We start from the raw sequence: 19,538 nt of genomic DNA on the forward strand, positions 1-19,538 counted from the left end.
GGTAAGATTCAGGGCTAGGGTCAGCGGCATGAAGAACGTGTACACGCACGGCCACCACGAATCCGTACTGCGCTCGCACAGCTGGCGCACGGCTGAGAACTCGGCCGGCTACCTGTTGCCGCACCTGCGTCCCGGCCAGTCCCTGCTAGACATCGGAGCCGGCCCCGGCACCATCACGGCCGACCTCGCCAGGCTCGTCCAGCCCGGCCGGACGACCGCGCTCGAGGCGAACGAGAGCGCGCTCGACATCACCCGCGCCACCTTCGCCGAGCTCGACATCGCGGTCGACTTCGTCGTCGGCGACGTCCACCACCTCGACCTGCCCGACGACTCCTTCGACGTCGTCCACGCCCACCAGGTCCTGCAGCACGTGGCCGACCCGGTCCAGGCGCTCCGCGAGATGCGCCGCGTCTGCAAACCCGGCGGCATCGTCGCGGCCCGCGACTCCGACTACCAAGCCTTCGCCTGGTTCCCCGAACTACCGGAACTCACCGAGTGGATGACCCTGTACCAACGCCTGGCCCGCGCCAACGGCGGCGAACCCGACGCCGGCCGCCGACTGCTTTCGTGGGCCCTCGCAGCCGGCTTCGAAAAGGTCGAGGCGACAGCCAGCAACTGGACCTTCACCACCGACGAGGATCGAGCCTGGTGGGGCGGCATGTGGGCCGACCGCATCCTCCAGTCCGCGATGGCTGAGCAGGCCCTCGCTTCCGGCGTACCGCAGCAGACTCTCGATGAGATCTCCAAGGCCTGGCAGACCTGGGCAGCCGACCCAGCCGCGTTCATCTCCCTACTCCACGGCGAAATTGTCGCCATTGCCTGAAACTGCTCAGCCGGCGAGGACGACGAGGTAGTTGTCGAGGTCGCGGAGCCAGAGTTCTCGGTGGCCTGCGTTGGGGTTGTGGTGGATGCCGGTCTGGACGGTGGCGGCGGCGGCTGCGGCGCGGTCGGCTGCCGCTTCCAGGTCGTCGACCTCGAACCAGAGCGCGACGCCGTTGCCGAGAGGCTGGCCGGGGTCGCCGATGGTGCCGTGGTGATGGCCGAGTTCCAGCTTGTGGAGTTGGAGGATCATCGCGTCGTCGACGACGATTTGCTCGTACTCGGGGCCGCCGTGGCCGCTCGTCGCGGCCAGCACAGCGCAGTACCAGCTGCTGCTCTTCTCGACGTCGGTGACGGCGATCATGGGTTGTGCTCGAACGGTCATGCTGATCAGGCTATGAGTCGCCGCGACCGCCGGTCTTGAACGAATGGGAGCGCTGGCGGGAGGTCTCGTACAGGACGGCCGTTGCCGCGTTGGCGGCGTTCAAGGAGCTGGCCGAACCGGTCATCGGGATGCGGATGAGGTGGTCGGCGAGGTCTTTCCAGGCGGCGCTGAGACCTGAGGTCTCGTTGCCGATCAGGAGCAGGGTCGGCCGGGTGAGGTCGAAGTCGAAGATGTCGGCCTCACCGTGCTCATCCGTGCCGACCACGACAACCGGCGTACCGGCTGCGCGCTGTTCCTCGATCCACACCATCACTTCCCGCTGCGACGGCACCCGCACGGCCGGTACCGCGAACAGCGACCCCGTGCTCGCCCGCACTGCCTTCGAATCGTAGACATCGGCGGCATGCCCGGTGACGATCACGCCGTCAGCACCGAACGCATCGGCCGACCGGATGATCGACCCGATGTTGCCCGGCCCGGTCGGCCGGTCGAACACCACGCCCAGGAAGTCCGGCCCGACCTTGATCCGATCCAGGTCATCCGCGGGCATCTCGACCACAGCGATCAACTCGGGCGGCGTCTCGCCCTTCTCGCCCAGTTCCGCGAGCAACTCCGGCGCCATGCTCACCCGCTCGACGCTGCGCTGACCCTGCAGCAGATCGGCCGCCCAGCGAGACAGTCCGCGCTCCGAGTCGTACAGGAACGCACGGATGGTCCAGCCGTGCTCGATCGCCAGGCTGATCGGCCGGACGCCCTGCACCAGGAACTCGCCGGCCCGCAGCCGCTTGTTCCGGTTGGTGAGCAGCGCCTCCCACACCTGGAAGCGAGCATTCCGGCTACTGATCCGCTGCGCCGCGGTCATCGGTCCTCCGTCTGGTCAGCCGAACGAACCCCCACAGTACGAGGCTCGGCAGCCAGACCAGCACCAGCCACGGAATCCACCAGGCTCCGAATCCTTTGGTGAGCTCTGGTTGCTGTTGAGCCGCGAACGGTCGCGCGGTCGCCGACCAGACTACGAACGCGTCGCCGATCGGCATCAGCCCAAGCGCGTACCGCTTCGTATGCAACCCACTGACCGGTACGCCGAGCAGCTCACCCTCCCGAGCCAGTACGCCGGCCAGCGGATCGTGCTGCACCCGGGCCGCCCCGAGCCCGACCGTCGTCGCCGACAAGCTGACCCCGAACAACAGCGGCCCGGAGTCGACATCTCCACTCCCATCGGTCCCCTCAGGAAACTCCCGAATCGCCGGTCCGAGCCCCGTGACGAACTTCTCCCGGAACATCTCGTACTGCGACCGCGCGAACCCCGGATCGATCTCCAGCAGGAACCGATGGATCAGCGTCTGGGAAGTACCCCGAGCGCCCGTGCTGACCGGTGTCACCTGGTGCGGCATCAGCCCGGTCGCTGGATCGAGTCGCGTCTTCACCCCGTCCACCCAGCGCTCCACGGTCGGCTGGAAACGAGGGGTGACCAGGTGGTCGTACAAGGCGATCGAGGCCATCGCAACGGTTGAGTCGACCGGCCAGGCCTGACCCGGATACGCATCCAGATATGGCGTTTGCGCCGCGTCGAACGCCTTGGCCAGCTCGGTCGAGGCTTTCGTGTACTCCGTCAGGTCGCGCGACTCGGCCGGCTGCAGTGCGACGATGCCGCCGCGGAGCCAGTTGGTCCAGCCCGCGTGGAATACGCCGTACCGGGGTGTGAGTCCGGCGAGGTCGAAGGGTCTCGTGCCGTCGGCGGTGTAGAGGCGGTCGAGTGCCCATTGCGCTTGGGTTGCCGCTTCGGCCCGGCGTACCGGCGAGTCGAGCCCGACCTGCACCCAGGAGAGTCCGTAGAGCACATTCATGAAGAAGTAGCCCTCGGGCTTCAGCCCCTGCGCGTCCTGATCGGCCCCGCCTTCGATCGCTTGCCGGAGGAACTGGAGTTGCTTGACCGCGCCGTCGATCGGCTCGCCGCGCGGCAGTACCAACCGCGCGGTCCCCAGCAATGACAACAAACTCGCCAGCACGGCGACACCGATCAGCAACTTCCGCAGCACTCGCATCCCCCTACGGCTCTGGTCCCTGAACCGTAGGGGTCCGCGAGGTCAGGCGATGACCTGGATCAGTCCAAGCGTGTTGCCGTCGGAGTCGGTAGTGCTCGCCAGGCGCTGGCGACCGCTGGAGACGAGTTGCGGGTCGGTCGATGTGATCCCCGAACCGGCCAAGGTCGACAGCGTCGTGTCGAGGTCGTCGACGGTGAAGTTGACCGTCGTGCGACCGGCCCGGTCCGGGTCCTGGAAGACCTGGACCACGCCGAGATCGCTCAGGTGCCACTCGGCCAGCGTGTCCATCGGGCGCTGGTCCGCGGGACGCCCGAAGAACGACTCGTACCACTGAGCCGCCCGCTCGAGTTCATGGACCGGAATCACCGCGAGCACTGCCTTGAACGCCACTGGATCCTCACCTCTTCGGAGTACCTAGGATTTGCTGCTGGTCTGGCGGGTCTCGATCACCCGGGCGCACAGCTCCATCAGCTCGGTCTCGTTCTTCACGATCTGCTTGGCTTTGGGGCCGAGGGCAATGATGTGCTCCTTGGACTCCTGCAGCCGTCCGAACAGGCGTTCCCGCTCGTTCGCGTCGTCGGTGTAGTCCGCGTCGAGGTAGGCGAGCGCGTCGCGGCGGATGTTCGCCATCGCCGTCTGGGTCCGGCCGCGGGTGCTGAACAGCGACGCGAGGATCGTGATCACCAGCACCACCAGGATCACCACCAGCGACAGGCCGGTGCTGATCTCCATCACCTCGATCGGCTCGCCGCCGTTGATGAACGGCAGGTTGTTCTCGTGCAGCGCGTGCAGGATCAGCTTCGCGCCGATGAAGGCGAGGATCGCGGCCAGCCCGAAGGACAGGTAGATCAGCCGGTCCAGCAGGCCGTCGAGCAGGAAGTACAGCTGCCGCAGGCCGAGCAGGCTGAACGCGGTCGCGGTGAAGACGACGTACACGTTCTGGGTCAGCCCGAAGATGGCCGGGATCGAGTCCAGCGCGAACATCAGGTCGGTACCGCCGATCGCGACCATCACGAGCAGCATCGGGGTCATCACCCGGCGGCCGTTCTGGTGGGTGATCAGCTTGTCGTCGTCGTAGTACTCGGTGGTCGGGAACAACCTGCGGGCCAGCCGGACGACGACGTTCTGGGCCGAGTGGGACTCCTCGGTCTGCGGTTTCAGCATGTTGCCGGCGGTGATCAGGAGCGCCAGGCCGAACAGGTAGAACACCCAGGCGAAGGTGTTCAGCAACGCCGAGCCGAGGAAGATGAAGCCGGCCCGGGCGATCAGCGAGATGACGATGCCGACCAGCAGCACCTTCTGCTGGTTCTCCCGGGGGACGCGGAAGCTGGTCATGATGATCAGGAAGACGAACAGGTTGTCGACCGACAGCGCCTTCTCGGTGATGTACCCGGCGAAGTACTCCGACCCCATCCCGGTCCCACCGATGACGAGCGTGCCGAGCCCGAACAGGATCGCGATCCCGACGTACAGGCTCGACCAGACCGCCGCCTCCCGCAGCGTCGGCACGTGCGCGCTCCGCACATGGAAGAAGTAGTCGAAGGCAAGCAGCCCGACGATCGCCAGCACCGTCAGCACCCAGACCAACGCAGAAACGCCCATCCCCATCATCCGATCACGAGGCACCCAACCGCCCCCACCCAATCACGCCCACCCAACCCATGTCCCCAACCAACTCACATTCCCCGGGGGTGGTCAGGTTGGTGGGGTGGGGATTGTGGTTTCTTTGCGGAGGGCCTGGAGGGTTTCTATTTCTCGGGTGATGTCTCGGCGTTTGGCTTCGAGGCGTTCGAGTTGGTCGGCCAGGAGTTGTTCGAGGACGCCGGTGCGGTCTTCGGGTGGGGACTCCAGGCAGGGGAGTAGCTCGTTGATGGTGGCGCTGCAGAGGCCGGCGGCGAAGAGGTGCTGGATGAGGACTACGCGTTCGGCCGTGGAGTCGTCGAAGTCGCGCCAGCCGCCGGGGGTACGCGCGGCGCGGATCAGCCCCTGCTCCTCGTAGTACCGCAGAGATCGCGCGCTGACGCCGCTCGCGTCAGCCAGCTCTCCGATCCGCATGAGCACCATTCTTGCAGTTGACGCCGGTGTGAGGTTTCACGATGGGGGCCGGATCAGGACCACGAAAGGACGCACCATGCACTGGCTCTACCTCGGCGTCGCCGTCGTCTTCGAGATCACCGTCGCGATCGCGGCCGGCAAGGCGCAAGGGTTCACCCGGCCGGCCTGGACCGTCGCGACGCTGGTCAGCGGTGGCATCGCGACGTACTTCCTCAGCCTTGCCCTGCTCACCTTCGACGTCGGCGTCGGGTACGCCGTCTGGACCTCGGTCGCCGGAATCGGGATCGCCGTCCTCGGCGCCGTCTTGTTCCGGCAACGTCTCGGCCGGCGAAAACTGATCGGTATCGCCGTCATCATCGTCGGCGTCGCCGGACTGCAGCTCAGCGGATCGACGCTGTGACGGGGCGGGCGCGCGGATGGCTGGTACTGCTTCTCGCCGGAGCCTTCGAGGTCGGCTACGCCCTGTCCGTCGGCGGAAGCCACGGCTTCAGCGTGCTCTCCTGGTCGCTCGTCGCGGTGCTGTTCTTCCTGCTGACGCTCTTCGCGCTGAGCGTCGCCCTGCGGACGATCGACCTAGGGATCGGCTACGCGGTCTGGGCCGGGATCGGCGCGGTCGGCGCCGCGCTGCTCGGTCCCGTCTTCTTCGACGAGACCCTCACCCCGGCCAAGGCGTTCTGGCTCACCGTGATCGTCACCGGGGTCGTCTGGCTCAAGCTGTCGGACCGGTCCAGACCCTCTCCCGATCCCGCTCCGTCGGCGGCTGGTTCAGCGACTTTTGACCAAGGCAACGAGGTACCGGGTGGAGCTCTTGGTCGGGTTGATGAAGGTGCAGGGGACCGGAGCGCCTAGCTGGAGGCAGTCGCCGACCGCCAGCTCGTGGAGCACCTCACCTTCCTGAAAATGCAGGTTGCCTTCCAGGATCCAGATCTGCTGGTACTTGAAGATGTACGCGTCCGCCGGGTACGAGACGGCGGCGCCCGGCGGCAGCTCGACCTCGACCAGCTCGAGCGGGCTGTCGCTGACGGGCGAGATGGCCCGGCGCCGGTACCCGGTCGCCGGGTCGGTCCAGGTGGGTTGATCCTCCGCTCGCCGGAGGAGCTCATCGGCACCGCCCTCGGCCCGCGCGACCAGCTCGGACAGCGTCAGCCCGAGCGCTCCGGAGAGCCTGCCGAGCAGTACTGCGGTCGGCTGCGCCTCTCCCCGCTCGATCTTCCCGATCATCGCCCGGGACACCCCGGAACGGTCGGCCAGCGCGTTGACCGACAGCTCGCGACCGACCCGCGCGGCCTGCAACGTCGCCGCCAGGGAGGCGGACAGCGGATCATCCATACTTGCCACTATAGCGGCATCTGTGGCTACTATCGTGGCATGGGAAAGATTCGCGAAGCGACCGCACTGGACGCCGAGGCCTGCGCGGCGATCTACGCGCCCTACGTCCGCGACACCGCCATCACCTTCGAACTCGACCCACCTTCGGTCGAGGAAATGGCCAGCCGAATCGAGGCAGCCACCCGAACCCACGCCTGGCTGGTCCTCGAGGACGACGACGGTACGGTCGTCGGCTACGCGTACGGCGGCGTCATGAAACCCCGCCCGGCGTACCGCTGGTCCTGCGAAGTCAGCATCTACATGGAACTGGGCCGCCGTCGAACCGGAGGCGGCCGAGCCCTGTACGAAGCCCTCTTCGACCGCCTGACCACCCGCGGCTACCGCACCGCCGTAGCCGGCATGACCCTCCCCAACCCAGCCAGCGAAGGCCTCCACACGGCCCTCGGCTTCGAACCCATCGGCACCTACCGAAAAATAGGCTGGAAACACAACACCTGGCACGACGTCCACTGGACCCAACGCCCCCTGGCAACAACCGACGACCCGCCAACCGAACCGACCTGACCGCTACGAGAGCAGATTGAGAAGGCGTTTGGCATGTAGCTCTGCGGTACCGGGTGGGTTGCGACGGCTGGATGGGCCGTCAGGGCGGAGGAGGGTCAGCCAGAAGGTCGCGTAGAGGCGGCGGGCGGCCTGGAGGCGGGCGGGGTCGACCGGGAAGTGCTCGAGGAACCCCGTCCAGTCGGTGGCCCGGGACGCGATGTGTTCGACGAGGTTGGCCAACTCGATCGCGAGATCGCTTCGGCCGGCGTCTTCGAAGTCGATGATGCGGATCCGGGTTCCGTCCCAGAGGTAGTTCGCGAGGTTCGGGTCGACGTGGCCGATGATGATGGCGACAGGTTTGATCAGCTCGTCTGCTGCCGAGCCGGCTAGCCAGTCGGCGGCTGCCTGCTGAGCTTCGGCGACTACGCCCGAGCCAGTCCACGATGAGATCCCTTGACGAACCCGATCGACGAAAGCCTCGTAGTCAACCGGTTCGACGCCTGCCGGAGAGACGGACCAGAGCTCACCAAGAGCAGCCCGGAGTCCTTGCAGTTGTTCTGTGGTCAGCGTGCCGCTCAACGGCTCACCCGGAAGCTTGCTCATCGTCACCGACGGCCGCGCCCCCGTCTGCACCAGTTCGATCGGCGCCGGTACGAGGTGAGGTTTCTCGGCATGGATCACCTGCAAAGCGGTCCACTCACGCAGATGCTCACCCCGCCCCCAATCGACGTAGGTCTTGGTGACAACCTCACCACTGACGTCGATCCGATGCGTGTGCGTCATCACCCTCCGATGGACAAGATGTCAGTACAGACCCATCTTCAGGTTCAGGTCCGTCAGTTCGTCGGCGGCCTATGACCGAGCCGACGATTTACAAGTGAAGGGTCCGTACCCAATGCAGCAAACGCAAGCAGCCGCGCAGGCGTGTACCTGACAGGGAACGGGCGGCCCGGCGTTCTCACAAAGCGGGCGACGAAGGAGCCCGCGCCCTGGGGTGGGTGGGAGCTCAGCGCGGGTGAGCGACGAAGGAGCAGAGCGCCGGCGTGGGGAAAACAGTCGGCTGGGTTACCAGTCGAGATGTTGGTTGTTTAGGCGGTCGGCGTACCAGGTGTGGATTGCTTCGATGGTTTCGGAGGGGAGGGGGGTGGCGGCTGCGGTGAGGCTGGATTGTAGGTGGGGGATTGAGCGGGTGCCGGGGATGACGGTGGAGACGCCGTTGTTGGCCAGGAGGAACTGGACGGCCGCGTCTACGAGGCTGGTGCCGGTGGGGAGCAGGGCGCGGAGTTCGTCGATGAGGGCGGCGCGGAGTGCGATGTCGGCAGGGGACCAGCGGGAGCGTACGTCGGTGAAGGTGCTGTTGGCGTCGTATTGGCCGGAGAGCCAGCCGGATTCCAGGGGGACCTTGACGATGACGCCGGCGCCGTTGGCGGGAGCTTCGGAGACGCTGGGCCAGGTCTCCTGGAAGAGTGCGGACATCCGGACCTCGAGCGCTTGCGAGCTGGTGTTCGTACACACGGTCCGGACGTCCTGGTCCCAGTCCACCGAGGCGCCGAAGGCGCGGATCAGGCCCTTGTCCCGCAGGGTTTCCAGGGCGGCGTAGTGGTCGGCACTGTTCAGTACCTCCGGCGGCGGGCTGTGCAGGACGACGACGTCGATGTAGTCGACGCCCATTCGCCGGGCGCTGCCCTCGACCGACGTCGCGACCGCGCCGACGGACCAGTCGGCGCGCCCGTCGTGAGTCGGCCCGACCTTGGTGCAGAGCACGACCTGGTCGCGGGAGACGCTCTGCAGCGCGGTGCCGACGTTCAATTCGCTCTGGCCGTCGGCGTACGCCGGCGCGGTGTCGATGAAATTGACCCCGGCGTCCAAGGCGGCGTGCACGATCCGCACCGCCTCGTCCGGGTCGGGGCCGGTCGGCCAGCTGGAGGACTTGCCGAGCTGCCACGCGCCCAGCCCGATCGTGGTGACATCGATACCGGAAGTACCGAGGGGACGCGTCTGCAGGGTCATGACGCCAAACCTAGTCGAGCGACGGGTGCTCCGGAGCGGTGCGGGAGGCCAGGTGCTCGCGCCACTTTTCCATGGCCTGGGTCAGGGCTTCGGTGACCAGGACCAGGAGCTCGGCTGAGTTGTTGAAGCGGACGCCGGCCGGAGTGGTGGGGCCCAGCAGGGTGGCGGCCTGGCGGGAGGCGGCGATCAGGGCGTTGTTCATCTGCAGGGACGCCAAGAGGTTGCGGAGCCAGATCTCGTCGTCGATGACGTAGCGCTCGCGGCGTTCGCCGGGGAGGCGTTCGCGCAGCAGCATTCCTTGTTGTTCGAGGAAGCCGACGGCGTGGGAGATGGATGCGGGGCTGACGCGGAGGCGCTGGACCAGGTCGGCCGCGCTGAGGGAGCCGGAGTCGGTGATGTGCAGGCAGGCCATCACGCGGGCTTCCATTCTGGGGAGGCCTTGCTGGACCAGGAGCTCGGTGAACGACTCGGTGAAGTCCTGGACGGCCTGGGGATCGCGGCCGTAGCTGCTGTCGGTAGGGGCCGGTGCCGGCGGTTGCGGCTGGTTGTTGCGGCGGGCACGGGTGCTGGTTGCCTGCTGGGCACGATCGGCCTGGTAGTCGTCGGGGCCGCCGTTGCGGGTGACCTCTCGCATGATCGTCGAGGCGGGGCGGTCCAGGCGCCGGCCGAGTTCCGCGTAGCCGAGTCCTTCGGCCAGCCCCGCGGCGATCAGCCGCCGGTCCTCCTCGGTGAGTCTGCCTCCGGGCATCGGTACTGGTCTCCTGTCGCTGTCGGACGCCGCCAAGTATGCATTCACCCTCAGGCCATTGCAATGCAATGCGGCTACAGTCATTGCGTTCATGCTCAGACTCATTGCAAAGCAAGCCGAAATCGTCCAAAAACAAGGCGAACAAGCTCGAAATCGATGTTGCAAGATCCATAAACGCAATGTAGCGTTCTTCTTGTTCGGAGATTCCTGAACACAAAGGCGCTAGGAGATCGTGATGGGAAACATGCAGATGGTGCCGGTCGACGACACGGCGCTGGCGATGACGGACAGCGGCGGCGCCGGACCGGCGATCGTGTACCTGAACGGCGCGTACGCCGACCAGCGGCCGTGGCGGCCGGTGATCGAGGCCCTCGGCAACGAGTACCGGCACATCACCTACGACGAGCGGGCGCGCGGCAAGTCGAAGCAGTCGGCGGACTACTCGTTCGAAGGAACCTTGCGGGACCTCGACGCCATTCTCAAGGCCACCGGGGTGGAGAAGCCGATCCTGGTCGGCTGGTCCTACGGCGCGACCATCGCGGCGCACTGGGCGGCGCGGCACCCGGAGCGGGTACTCGGTGTCGTCAACGTGGACGGCGCGATGCCGTACGGGTTGACCGGTGCGGAAGGACAGGAGCGGATCCGCAAGCTCTTCCACAAGATGCGGTTCATCCTGCCGCTGGCCCGGCCGTTCGGGATGGCGGCGCGGATGAGCGCCGCGATGCACGCCGAGGTCAACATCGAGATCAACGAGATCGTCGACTCGGTGGACGTACAGCTCGGCCAGATCACCTGCCCGGTGCGGTACGTGCTGGCCACCGGTTCCAACCTCGGTGGCGGCGAGGAGGAGATGGAGGCCGCGCGGGCTTCCCTCGACCCGGTACTGGAGCGCAACCCGAACATCCAGATCAGCGCCAAGGTCCCGAGCAACCACTCGAAGATCCTCAAGAAGGACTTCCGAGCCATCGCCCAGGCGGTCCGCGAAACCATCGCGGCCGCTCACCAGCTACACAACAACTGACAAGGAGAAACACCATGACCATCACCCTCAACGACCAGGACAAGAACACCCTCCGTACCGCCGCGTACGGCGCCGTCTCGCTGATCGCCGCCGCCGCGAGCAAGCCGCACAAGGTCGCGACCGACGGAACCATCGCCCTCACCTCCGCGACCGGCCTGGTCGGCCACGTCCTCAACGAGAAGTCCAAGGGCATGAACCTGAGCGGCAAGACCGTCGCCGAACTGGCCGACAACGTTCTGCCGGCCCTGACCGCGGCCATGACGCTGCTCAAGGACCAGGCTCCGGCCGAGGCGGACAACTTCCGCAGCACCGTCGTCCTCGCCATCGAGGCATCGCAGACCCACCTGGGTGAGCCCAGCCCGGTACTGGCCGACATGGCCCGCAAGATCACCGGTGCCCTCGACGCCGCATGACCCGGGAGAAAGCACGTCCAGCGGCTACCTGCTGCTGGACGTGCTCTTCATCGGTGGGCAGGTCCCGCCCGGAGTCGTGGCCAGTTCGAAGTGCCAGATCTCGTTGGCGAGTGTCTGGCAGAGCCCGAAGCGCGCGCCCTTGCGGTTCAGCCAATCGTCCGCGTCAGTAGGCCCGACGTCGACCGCGTCGCCGGTCACGTGGTGGGATTCCTCCGGGGTGGCGACGTACTCGCTGGCCTTTTCGCGGCTGCCGTAGCGCTTGATCGCCTTCTCCAGAAACTCTTGCTGGTACTCCTTGCTCCGCCAGCCGGTCGTGAGGTGGAGCTTGATCCCAGCCTGCTCGGCAGCGCGCGCAGCATCCTGGATCGCCTTCAAGAGCTGAGGATTCAGGTTGGCCACCCCGGGCAGCGAGGTGTCGAAGGGTGAGGCGTTGTCCGGCAGTACGCCGTCCTCCGGCCCCGGGTCGCCGCGATGGTGCTTGGTCGACTTCACCGGGTCCGGGGCGCCGGAGCCCGCGGGAGCGGAGGTGGCCGAGTGCGTGTTGTCGACCGAAGTACAGGCGGCCAGGGCGAAGCAGCTGACCGCGACAACGATCGCCAGGATGACCAGCAGGTTGAGCCGGCGCATTCTCTTGCGGGTGGCAACTAGATCGTCTGGGAGCATGCCGATCAGTTCACCGTGCACGACGTTGCCGGAGCGTCAACGTTTCCGGATACGTTTTCGATACGTCCGGCCTGCTTCAATGGTGGTCATGCGGGTTCTGGTCGTGGAGGACGAGGTGTACCTCGCCGAGGCGATCCGGGCCGGGCTGCGACTGGAGGCGATCGCGGCCGACCTCGCCTTCGACGGCGAGACCGCGCTGGAGTCGATCAGCATCAACGAGTACGACGTGGTCGTACTCGACCGGGACATCCCGCCGCCGAACGGTGACGAGGTGGCTCGCCGGATCCTCGCCCAGGGACTGCCGGTACGGATCCTGATGCTCACCGCGGCCGGTGATCTCGACGACAAGATCAGCGGCTTCGAGGTGGGCGCCGACGACTACCTGACCAAACCGTTCGAGCTGCGCGAGCTGGTCGTCCGGCTGCGGGCGCTGGCCCGGCGGCCGGCCGAGTCGGCGCCGACGGTGCTCGAGTACGCCGGGGTCAGCCTCGATCCGTTCCGGCGGGAGGTCTACCGGTCCGGGCGCTACGTGAAGCTGACCCGCAAACAGTTCTCTGTCCTGGAGGTGTTGATGACGGCCAAGGGTGGAGTGATCAGCGCCGAGACGCTGCTCGAACGCGCCTGGGACGAGAACGCCGATCCGTTCAGCAACACGGTCCGGATCACGATCTCCACGCTGCGCAAACGGCTCGGCGACCCCTGGGTGATCCACACCGTGCCCGGCGTCGGCTACCGGATCGGCGAGTCATGAGTACTACGCCCGCCGTACCGGCTGAACCGTTGATGAGCTGGCGGCCGCGGTTGACCGTGCGGCTCCGGTTGACGCTCAGTTATGCGTTGCTGCTGGTGCTTGCGGGTGGGGTGATCGGCATCATCATCTACGCGGTGATGCGGTTCGTGCCGAACTACCCGCTGACGGCGGCCAACCCGCGCGACCAGACGCCCGTGGCGACCCGGGGCGAGATCCTCGACACCGTCGTCAAGCTGACCCTGTATGCGCTGGCGCTGCTGGCCGCGATCGGGATGGGCGCCGGGTGGATCATCGCCGGGCGGATGCTGCGGCCGTTGCAGGAGATCACCTCGGCGGCGCGGCTCGCGGCGAACGGGTCGCTCGATCACCGGATCAGGCTGGGTGGGCCGCGGGACGAGTTCACCGATCTGTCCGACACGTTCGACGAGATGCTCGAGCGGCTGGAGCGGGCGTTCACGCAGTACCGGCGGTTCGCGGCGAATGCCTCGCACGAGCTGCGGACGCCGCATGCGGTGATGAAGACGATGCTCGAGGTGGCGATCGCGGATCCCGATCATCAGGATGTGCGCGAGCTGGCCCGCCGGTTGCACGAGACCAATCAGCGCGGGATCGACATCGTCGAGGCGCTGCTGGCGCTGGCCGCGCTCGGCAATCGGAAGGTCGAGCTGGAGCCGGTCAATCTCGCGTCGGTCGCGCGGCAGGCGGTCGCGGAGCTGCAGCCGGAGGCGGTGGCGGCCGGGGTCACGCTCACGACGGCGATCGAGGGGTCGATCGTCGACGGCAACGAGACGCTGCTGCACCAACTCATCGTCAACCTCGGCCAGAACGCGATCCGCCACAACCTCCCCGCCGGCGGTACTGCGCTGCTGACGGTGCAGTCCGGCGGCCGCCTGACCGTAGTCAACACCGGCGAGGTGATCGACCCCGCCAAGGTCACCACTCTCACCGAACCCTTCACCCGAGGCGCCCGCCTCGCCAAACACTCTGGGGGCGGCCATGGCTTAGGACTGACCTTGGTCGCCGCCATCACTACCGCCCACGGCGGCACACTGGATCTGGCAGCTCAGCCAACCGGCGGCCTCAAAGCCTCGGTCCACCTGCACCCCCTGCGAAGTTGACCTCTGTCCCGGGTGAGGATTGGGGTATGGGTGAGGTGACTGTGCGGCGGGCCGTCGAGGCGGATGAGGCGGCGCTGCTGGCGATCGAGTTGACCGTATGGGATGCGTCATCGGGTTTCCCGTCGATGACGCCGACCGACAAGAGCGAGTTCTTCAGCGAACGGAGTGGGCCGGACGCGCACCTGGTGGCCGAGGACGACGGCGAGGTGCTGGGCTATCTGCGGCTACAGGACAAGTACACGTTCCCCGAGGGCGACGGCGTGCTGTCGATCAACGGGGTGGCGGTGGCCAAGCAGGCGCAGGGGCGCGGGATCGGGTCGATCCTGCTCACCGCGGCGGCCGACGAGGGGAAGCGCCGCGGCGCCCGCAAGATCACCTTGAACGTGCACGGTACGAACACCGTCGCAAGGCGGCTGTACGAGCGCCACGGTTACGTCGTCGAGGGAACCCACCCACGCGAGTTCCTGATCGAGGGCCAGTCAGTCGACAAGCTGACCCTCGCGAAATTCCTCTAGGGATTGAGTCCGTGCTCCCGCAGCCACGGCTTCGGGTCGATCGGGTCGCCGCCGCCGGGCAGTACTTCAAAGTGCACGTGGGGCCCGGTCGTGTTACCGGTGACGCCGATCGCGCCGACCTGCGTGCCCGCCTGGACCGTGTCGCCGACGGAGACGTCGAACTCCGACATGTGGCTGTACGACGTGACGGTGCCGTCCGCGTGGCGGACCTTCACCTGACGGCCGTACGCGCCTTCGTAGTCGGCCTGGATCACTTCACCCGCCATCACCGAGCGGATCGGCGTACCGAGCGGAGCCGCGAAGTCGAGGCCGGTGTGGTTCCTGGCCCAGCGTCCGCCTGCCTGACCGAAGCCTGCCGTCAGGTGGTAGCCGGTCGTCGGCAGCACGACCTTCGGTGCGGCCGCTGCCTTGGCAAGGGCCTCGGCCTTAGCCGCAGCCGCTGCCTTGGCGAGCGCCTTGGCCTTGGCCGCGGCCTGTGCCTTGGCAGCCGACAGTGCCAGCGCACGGCGGGCAGTCAGCGTCGCGTTCGCGGTCAGCTTCGCCTGCCGAGCCTTGGCGACGGCGGCCGCGTCGGCCTGCGCCTTGCGGGTGGAGGCGAGCGACAGGTCGAAGCGGTCGAAGTCTCGCGAGGCGAGGTCACGACGCTCGACCCGTGCCGCGGTCATTGCTTCGAGTTGGCCGGCGGTTGCGCTGGTACCTGCGCTGGCCGGACCGGCTGAGGGGGAGAGGGCGACGGCGCTGGTACCGGCGGCGGCCGCGAGGGCAGCCGTGAGGCCGACCAGCTGGACGCCACGGACGGAAGTACGGCGGGACGTCAGGCGGTGCTTCGCCACCCGACGCGCGCCGGCCGGAGTACGACGAGGTGCCGTACGTCCTGCTTCCGACACGTCATGGTGAGGGGACACGAGAGCCTTCCAGAGTCGAGTAGCCGCCAGGGTCGTCCCCAGCGGCCCACCGACCATAACGAGGAGGTCACGGTCTCTTCAAACACCGTTTGCGATCAGATCACCGAAATTCCACCACGGACAGTGATCGGATCCGAGCCTGTTGTCGCCGGTCAGGCGTAAAAGTGACCAGTGAGTAGTTGAAGATCGCAGTGACCGGGATCACCCGGGTCGCAGCCGTCCAGAGCCCTCCGGGCGCGCTAAAGGCGTCCAGAATATGAGAGGTTTGTCGACTGACTTACTTCTCTTTCATTGTCATCTCATACTGGGTTCACCAGGCCCCAAGGAAGGAGACGGTGATGACAGAACCAGCCCGGCGCGAACTCGCCTTCTACCGTCTCCACATCGACCTGCAGCGCGTCTCCAGCGCCCTCTGTCTGCTCTGACAGCTCTCCAGAGCCACCCCTTTTAAGACACCTCTACGACGGCTCGACCGTCCGCAGCGCCGTGCCCGCAGATCCTGCGGGCGCCGGCGTCACCCCCGCCTGCCCGCCGCCCGGGAGATCAACTGTGTCGACCACTTCACTGACCTCGGCCACCGCCGCCGCCGATCCACCTGAAAGCCCTGCCCTGCAGGACGCCGACCTGCCCGTGATCGGGCGCCGGCACCCCTGGCGCTGGGTCGGTGTCGCCGTCGTCCTGGTGCTGCTGGCCATGTTCGCGCACGGCCTGATCACCAATCCGGGCTGGGACTGGCCGACGTTCTTCCAGTTCTTCACCACCCGGACGATCTTCTCGGCGCTGGCCGTGACGCTCCAGCTGACCTTGTACGGAACGGTTCTGGGCTTCGCGCTCGGCGCGGTGATCGCGACCATGCGGTTGTCCACCAGCCCGTTCCTGCAAGTAGTTGCCTGGGGCTACATCTGGGTGTTCCGGTCGATCCCGTTGATCGTCCAGCTGTTGTTCTGGTTCAACCTGGCCTATCTGTACCAGGAGCTGAGCATCGGTATCCCGTTCGGACCGGAGTTCGTGCGGTTCAGCACGAACAACCTGTTCGGGCCGCTCGGCGCCGCGGTACTGGGGCTCGCGCTGCACCAGGCCGCGTACGCGGCGGAGATCATCCGGGGCGGCATCATCTCGGTCGATCAGGGGCAGTCGGAGGCGGCGGCCGCACTCGGCATCCCGCGGAGCCGGCAGTTCTTCCGGATCGTGCTGCCGCAGGCGATGCGGTCGATCCTGCCGAACGGCGCGAACGAGGTGATCCAGCTCTTCAAGGGCACCTCGATCGTCTCGGTGATGGCAATCCCGGAACTCTTCTACCAGGTACAGGTGATCTACGGCCGCAACAGCCGGGTCGTTCCACTGCTGATGGTGGCGACGGTCTGGTACATCGTGCTCACCACCGTGCTGTCGATCGCCCAGTTCTATCTCGAGCGGTACTTCGCCCGCGGTACCAGCCGCTCGTTGCCCCCGACCCCGATCCAGCGGATCCGCCGAACCTGGCGGACCGTCCAGGCCAAGGCCGCGGCACGACCCGGAGCGGCGGTCGGCTCATGACCGCCATGCTCGATGTGAAGGGCGTGCACAAGAGCTTCGGCACGCTGGAGGTACTGCGCGGCGTCGACCTGGAGGTCCGGGCCGGCACCGTGACGGTGATCCTCGGGCCGTCGGGTTCGGGCAAGTCGACGCTGCTGCGGTCGATCAACCACCTGGAGAAGGTCGATCGCGGCCTGATCCGGATCGACGGTGAGCTGATCGGGTACAAGCGGCGCGGCGACAAGCTGCACGAGCTGCGTGAGCGGGAGATCCTGCACCAGCGCTCGCAGGTCGGGTTCGTGTTCCAGAACTTCAACCTGTTCGCGCATCTGACCGCACTGCAGAACGTCGTGGAGGCGCCCGTCTCGGCGCAGCGCCGGAAGCGTCGCGAGGTGGAGCCGGTCGCGCGGGAACTGCTGGAACGGGTCGGAGTCGGCGACAAGGCCGATGTCTACCCGCGCCAGCTGTCCGGCGGGCAACAGCAACGAGTAGCCATCGCACGGGCCCTGGCCCTGCGACCGAAGGTGCTGTTGTTCGACGAACCCACCAGCGCGCTCGACCCCGAACTGGTCGGCGAGGTGCTCGACGTGATCAAGGAGCTCGCCCGGGACGGCTCCACGATGGTCGTCGTCACCCACGAGATCGGCTTCGCCCGCGAGGTAGCCGACACGGTGGTCTTCATGGACGGCGGCGTGATCGTCGAGTCCGGTCCACCGCACGAAGTTCTCGACAACCCTTCCCATGAGCGCACCCGCGCCTTCATCTCCAAGGTCCTCTGATGAAACGATCTTTGCTCGCCGTCGCCCTGCTGCCGATCGCTTTTCTGGCGGCCTGCGGTGCAGATCCGGTGAATACCCAAAACGCCGCCGCCGACACCGGCGGCATCAACACCGCGCCCGAACAGAACAGGGTGGTGGCGGCGGCCAAGAACGACGCGGCCGCCGCGCTGCTGCCAGCCAAGGTTCGCGAGCGCGGCACCCTGGTGATCGGCGGCACCGTCGGTACGCCGCCGCTCGGTTTCGTTGCTGATGACAACAAGACCCCGATCGGGATCGAGATCGACATCGCCACCCTGGTGGCCAGTGAGCTCGGGCTGAAGCCGGAGTACCAGGTGACGAGCTGGGAGAACCTGTTCGTCGGGCTCGACTCGGCGAAGTACGACGTCGGCTTCTCCAACATCACGGTGACCGAGAAGCGCAAGCAGAAGTACGACTTCGCCACCTATCGCAAGGACGACATCTCGTTCGAGGCGAAGAAGGGCGGCAGTTGGCGGGTCAACAGCGGCAAGGACGTGGCCGGCAAGACGATCGCGGTCAGCAGCGGCACCAACCAGGAGAAGATCCTGGTCGACTGGAACGAGGCGAACATCAAGGCCGGGCTGCCGGCCGCCTCGATCAAGTACTTCCAGAGCGCGTCCGACACCTATCTGGCGCTCTCGTCGGGCCGGATCGACGCGTACTTCGGGCCGAACCCGAGCGTCGCCTACCACGTCAAGACGAGCGGCCAGACCGAGACGATCGGCAAGTTCTCCGGCGCCGGCCCGTCGCTGCAGGGGCTGATCGCGGCTACCACGAAGAAGGACAGCGGGCTGGTGAAGGCATTCCAGGCTGCTCTGAACGCGGCGATCGCGGACGGCAGCTACGCCAAGGTGCTGGCCCGCTGGAACGTCTCCAACGAAGCGGTCGACAAGTCCGAGATCAATCCGCCCGGCCTCCCGATCACGAGCTGAGGACAGCTTCTATGAAGAGAACATTCGCAGCCGGCTTGCTCTTGCTGGTCCTGGCAGGCTGTGCTGATCCGGTTGCCGAGGCGCCCAAGGGTAGTGACGCATCGGCGATCGCGTTCGACACGTCGGCCGGGCAGTCGCACATCACATCGGCCAAGGTGGACAGCATCGCGGCCGAGTTGCCGGCCGCGGTACGGGAGAGCGGGAAGCTGATCGTCGGCAGCGGTTCAGCCGGTGGCGGGTTGCCGCCGCTGGCGTTCACGGCCGATGACAACAAGACGCCGGTCGGGGTCGACATCGACTTCGCCTACCTGGTCGCCAGCGTGCTCGGGCTGCAGGTGGAGATCCAGACCACCAGTTGGGAGAACCTCTTCCTCGGGCTGGACTCCGGCAAGTACCAGGCCGGCATCTCGAACATCGGCGTCTCCGAGCTGCGCAAAGAGAAGTACGACTTCGCGACGTACCGGCTCGGGCTGCACGCCTGGGAGGCGAAGAAGGGGTCGGGCTGGAAGATCACCAAGCCGGCCGACATCGCCGGCAAGACGGTCGCGGTCAGCTCGGGCACCTTGCAGGAGGCGATCCTGCTCGACTGGAACAAGCAGAACGTCGCGGCGGGGCTGAAGCCCGCGACCCCGAAGTACTACCAGTCGGCGACCGACTACTACCTCGCGCTGGATTCAGGCCGGATCAGCCTGTACCTCGGGCCGAACCCGACCGCGACCTACCACGTGGCGACGTCGGGCAAGACCGAGATCGTCGGCACCGTCTCGTCGAGCTACCCGATCCAGGGGCTGGTCGGGGTGACCACCAAGAAGGGCAGCGGGCTGGCCAAGCCGTTCGCGGACGCGCTGAACGCGGCGATCGCGGACGGCAGCTACGCGAAGGTGCTGGCCAAGTGGCACCTGGAGGCGGAGGGCGTGCAGAAGTCGCTGGTGAACCCGCCCGGACTCCCCAAGAACAAGCAGAAGTGAGAGAAG

Annotated in this window: 26 protein-coding genes; 14 read left to right on the plus strand and 12 right to left on the minus strand. The window is 66.8% G+C overall.

The features are described from left to right. Window positions 1-28: 28 nt before the first annotated feature. Window positions 29-823: a class I SAM-dependent methyltransferase gene (locus tag ACIA12_RS27350; protein ID WP_396369932.1), complete on the plus strand. Its 795-nt coding sequence runs from the start codon at window positions 29-31 to the stop codon at window positions 821-823. Between the two features lie 6 nt (window positions 824-829). On the opposite strand, the gene ACIA12_RS27355 is transcribed toward ACIA12_RS27350, so the two are convergent. The 6 genes from ACIA12_RS27355 to ACIA12_RS27380 form a co-directional block, all read right to left on the minus strand. Then, window positions 830-1,204, minus strand: a complete 375-nt coding sequence (locus tag ACIA12_RS27355; RefSeq protein ID WP_396369933.1) for a VOC family protein — start codon at window positions 1,202-1,204, stop codon at window positions 830-832. Between the two features lie 10 nt (window positions 1,205-1,214). After that, window positions 1,215-2,066, minus strand: a complete 852-nt coding sequence (locus ACIA12_RS27360; RefSeq protein ID WP_396369934.1) for a TrmH family RNA methyltransferase — start codon at window positions 2,064-2,066, stop codon at window positions 1,215-1,217. Continuing rightward, window positions 2,041-3,249: a hypothetical protein gene (locus ACIA12_RS27365; protein WP_396369935.1), complete on the minus strand. Its 1,209-nt coding sequence runs from the start codon at window positions 3,247-3,249 to the stop codon at window positions 2,041-2,043. Before ACIA12_RS27365 ends, ACIA12_RS27360 begins: the two co-directional genes overlap by 26 nt. 42 nt (window positions 3,250-3,291) lie before the next feature. After that, entirely contained in the window at window positions 3,292-3,639 is a 348-nt protein-coding gene (locus tag ACIA12_RS27370) for a VOC family protein (protein WP_396369936.1), read from the minus strand. A gap of 24 nt (window positions 3,640-3,663) precedes the next feature. After that, entirely contained in the window at window positions 3,664-4,851 is a 1,188-nt protein-coding gene (locus ACIA12_RS27375) for a TerC family protein (protein WP_396369937.1), read from the minus strand. A 93-nt stretch (window positions 4,852-4,944) separates the two neighbouring features. Continuing rightward, complete coding sequence (locus tag ACIA12_RS27380; protein ID WP_396369938.1) at window positions 4,945-5,304, minus strand: MerR family transcriptional regulator; 360 nt, start codon at window positions 5,302-5,304, stop codon at window positions 4,945-4,947. Window positions 5,305-5,380: 76 nt separating this feature from the next. Between ACIA12_RS27380 and ACIA12_RS27385 the strand changes: the two genes are divergently transcribed. Together ACIA12_RS27385 and ACIA12_RS27390 are read left to right on the plus strand one after the other, a co-directional pair. Continuing rightward, the gene (locus ACIA12_RS27385) at window positions 5,381-5,704 is read left to right on the plus strand and encodes a DMT family transporter (RefSeq protein WP_396369939.1); all 324 of its coding nucleotides are present in this window, start codon (window positions 5,381-5,383) and stop codon (window positions 5,702-5,704) included. Further along, entirely contained in the window at window positions 5,701-6,153 is a 453-nt protein-coding gene (locus tag ACIA12_RS27390) for a DMT family transporter (protein ID WP_396369940.1), read from the plus strand. Before ACIA12_RS27385 ends, ACIA12_RS27390 begins: the two co-directional genes overlap by 4 nt. Here the strand turns inward: ACIA12_RS27390 and ACIA12_RS27395 are convergent. Further along, window positions 6,070-6,633, minus strand: a complete 564-nt coding sequence (locus ACIA12_RS27395) for a helix-turn-helix domain-containing protein (RefSeq protein WP_396369941.1) — start codon at window positions 6,631-6,633, stop codon at window positions 6,070-6,072. The two genes, ACIA12_RS27390 and ACIA12_RS27395, sit on opposite strands and share 84 nt — an antisense overlap. A gap of 39 nt (window positions 6,634-6,672) precedes the next feature. On the opposite strand from ACIA12_RS27395, the gene ACIA12_RS27400 reads away from it, so the two are divergent. Next, complete coding sequence (locus ACIA12_RS27400; protein WP_396369942.1) at window positions 6,673-7,197, plus strand: GNAT family N-acetyltransferase; 525 nt, start codon at window positions 6,673-6,675, stop codon at window positions 7,195-7,197. Window positions 7,198-7,200: 3 nt separating this feature from the next. On the opposite strand, the gene ACIA12_RS27405 is transcribed toward ACIA12_RS27400, so the two are convergent. From ACIA12_RS27405 to ACIA12_RS27415, 3 genes are all read right to left on the minus strand, one after another. Further along, window positions 7,201-7,959, minus strand: coding sequence for a phosphotransferase family protein (locus tag ACIA12_RS27405; RefSeq protein WP_396369943.1), 759 nt, complete (start codon window positions 7,957-7,959; stop codon window positions 7,201-7,203). A 282-nt stretch (window positions 7,960-8,241) separates the two neighbouring features. Continuing rightward, window positions 8,242-9,186, minus strand: coding sequence for an aldo/keto reductase (locus ACIA12_RS27410; RefSeq protein WP_396369944.1), 945 nt, complete (start codon window positions 9,184-9,186; stop codon window positions 8,242-8,244). A gap of 10 nt (window positions 9,187-9,196) precedes the next feature. Beyond that, window positions 9,197-9,934, minus strand: coding sequence for a helix-turn-helix domain-containing protein (locus ACIA12_RS27415; protein WP_396369945.1), 738 nt, complete (start codon window positions 9,932-9,934; stop codon window positions 9,197-9,199). Window positions 9,935-10,169: 235 nt separating this feature from the next. Here ACIA12_RS27415 and ACIA12_RS27420 point away from each other — a divergent pair, with 235 nt between their 5' ends. Both ACIA12_RS27420 and ACIA12_RS27425 read left to right on the plus strand, forming a co-directional pair. Further along, complete coding sequence (locus ACIA12_RS27420; protein ID WP_396369946.1) at window positions 10,170-10,955, plus strand: alpha/beta fold hydrolase; 786 nt, start codon at window positions 10,170-10,172, stop codon at window positions 10,953-10,955. 14 nt (window positions 10,956-10,969) lie between these two features. Beyond that, window positions 10,970-11,368, plus strand: coding sequence for a hypothetical protein (locus tag ACIA12_RS27425; protein ID WP_344840179.1), 399 nt, complete (start codon window positions 10,970-10,972; stop codon window positions 11,366-11,368). 24 nt (window positions 11,369-11,392) lie between these two features. Here the strand turns inward: ACIA12_RS27425 and ACIA12_RS27430 are convergent, their stop codons facing one another. Next, entirely contained in the window at window positions 11,393-12,031 is a 639-nt protein-coding gene (locus ACIA12_RS27430) for a M15 family metallopeptidase (RefSeq protein WP_396369947.1), read from the minus strand. An 88-nt stretch (window positions 12,032-12,119) separates the two neighbouring features. Between ACIA12_RS27430 and ACIA12_RS27435 the strand changes: the two genes are divergently transcribed. The 3 genes from ACIA12_RS27435 to ACIA12_RS27445 are packed head-to-tail and all read left to right on the plus strand — an operon-like array spanning window position 12,120 to window position 14,415. Continuing rightward, window positions 12,120-12,782 carry a response regulator transcription factor gene (locus ACIA12_RS27435; RefSeq protein WP_396369948.1) on the plus strand — a complete coding sequence of 221 codons (663 nt, stop codon included), beginning with the start codon at window positions 12,120-12,122 and terminating at the stop codon, window positions 12,780-12,782. After that, window positions 12,779-13,900 carry a sensor histidine kinase gene (locus ACIA12_RS27440; protein WP_396369949.1) on the plus strand — a complete coding sequence of 374 codons (1,122 nt, stop codon included), beginning with the start codon at window positions 12,779-12,781 and terminating at the stop codon, window positions 13,898-13,900. The genes ACIA12_RS27435 and ACIA12_RS27440 overlap by 4 nt, the downstream gene beginning before the upstream one ends. A 26-nt stretch (window positions 13,901-13,926) precedes the next feature. Next, the gene (locus tag ACIA12_RS27445; RefSeq protein ID WP_396369950.1) at window positions 13,927-14,415 is read left to right on the plus strand and encodes a GNAT family N-acetyltransferase; all 489 of its coding nucleotides are present in this window, start codon (window positions 13,927-13,929) and stop codon (window positions 14,413-14,415) included. On the opposite strand, the gene ACIA12_RS27450 is transcribed toward ACIA12_RS27445, so the two are convergent. Further along, complete coding sequence (locus tag ACIA12_RS27450; RefSeq protein ID WP_396369951.1) at window positions 14,412-15,320, minus strand: M23 family metallopeptidase; 909 nt, start codon at window positions 15,318-15,320, stop codon at window positions 14,412-14,414. The two genes, ACIA12_RS27445 and ACIA12_RS27450, sit on opposite strands and share 4 nt — an antisense overlap. A 338-nt stretch (window positions 15,321-15,658) precedes the next feature. On the opposite strand from ACIA12_RS27450, the gene ACIA12_RS27455 reads away from it, so the two are divergent. The 5 genes from ACIA12_RS27455 to ACIA12_RS27475 all read left to right on the plus strand — a co-directional run bounded on the left by ACIA12_RS27455 (window position 15,659) and on the right by ACIA12_RS27475 (window position 19,532). Then, entirely contained in the window at window positions 15,659-15,745 is an 87-nt protein-coding gene (locus tag ACIA12_RS27455; protein WP_343238371.1) for a putative leader peptide, read from the plus strand. Between the two features lie 124 nt (window positions 15,746-15,869). Further along, complete coding sequence (locus ACIA12_RS27460; protein ID WP_396369952.1) at window positions 15,870-16,856, plus strand: amino acid ABC transporter permease; 987 nt, start codon at window positions 15,870-15,872, stop codon at window positions 16,854-16,856. Then, on the plus strand, window positions 16,853-17,614 hold the full coding sequence (locus ACIA12_RS27465) for an amino acid ABC transporter ATP-binding protein (protein WP_396369953.1): 762 nt from the start codon (window positions 16,853-16,855) through the stop codon (window positions 17,612-17,614). Before ACIA12_RS27460 ends, ACIA12_RS27465 begins: the two co-directional genes overlap by 4 nt. Continuing rightward, complete coding sequence (locus ACIA12_RS27470; protein WP_396369954.1) at window positions 17,614-18,564, plus strand: ABC transporter substrate-binding protein; 951 nt, start codon at window positions 17,614-17,616, stop codon at window positions 18,562-18,564. Before ACIA12_RS27465 ends, ACIA12_RS27470 begins: the two co-directional genes overlap by 1 nt. Window positions 18,565-18,575: 11 nt before the next feature. After that, window positions 18,576-19,532, plus strand: coding sequence for an ABC transporter substrate-binding protein (locus tag ACIA12_RS27475; protein WP_396369955.1), 957 nt, complete (start codon window positions 18,576-18,578; stop codon window positions 19,530-19,532). Window positions 19,533-19,538 lie beyond the last annotated feature (6 nt).

The organism is Kribbella sp. NPDC051620, assembly GCF_044453825.1.
Lineage (GTDB): Bacteria > Actinomycetota > Actinomycetes > Propionibacteriales > Kribbellaceae > Kribbella.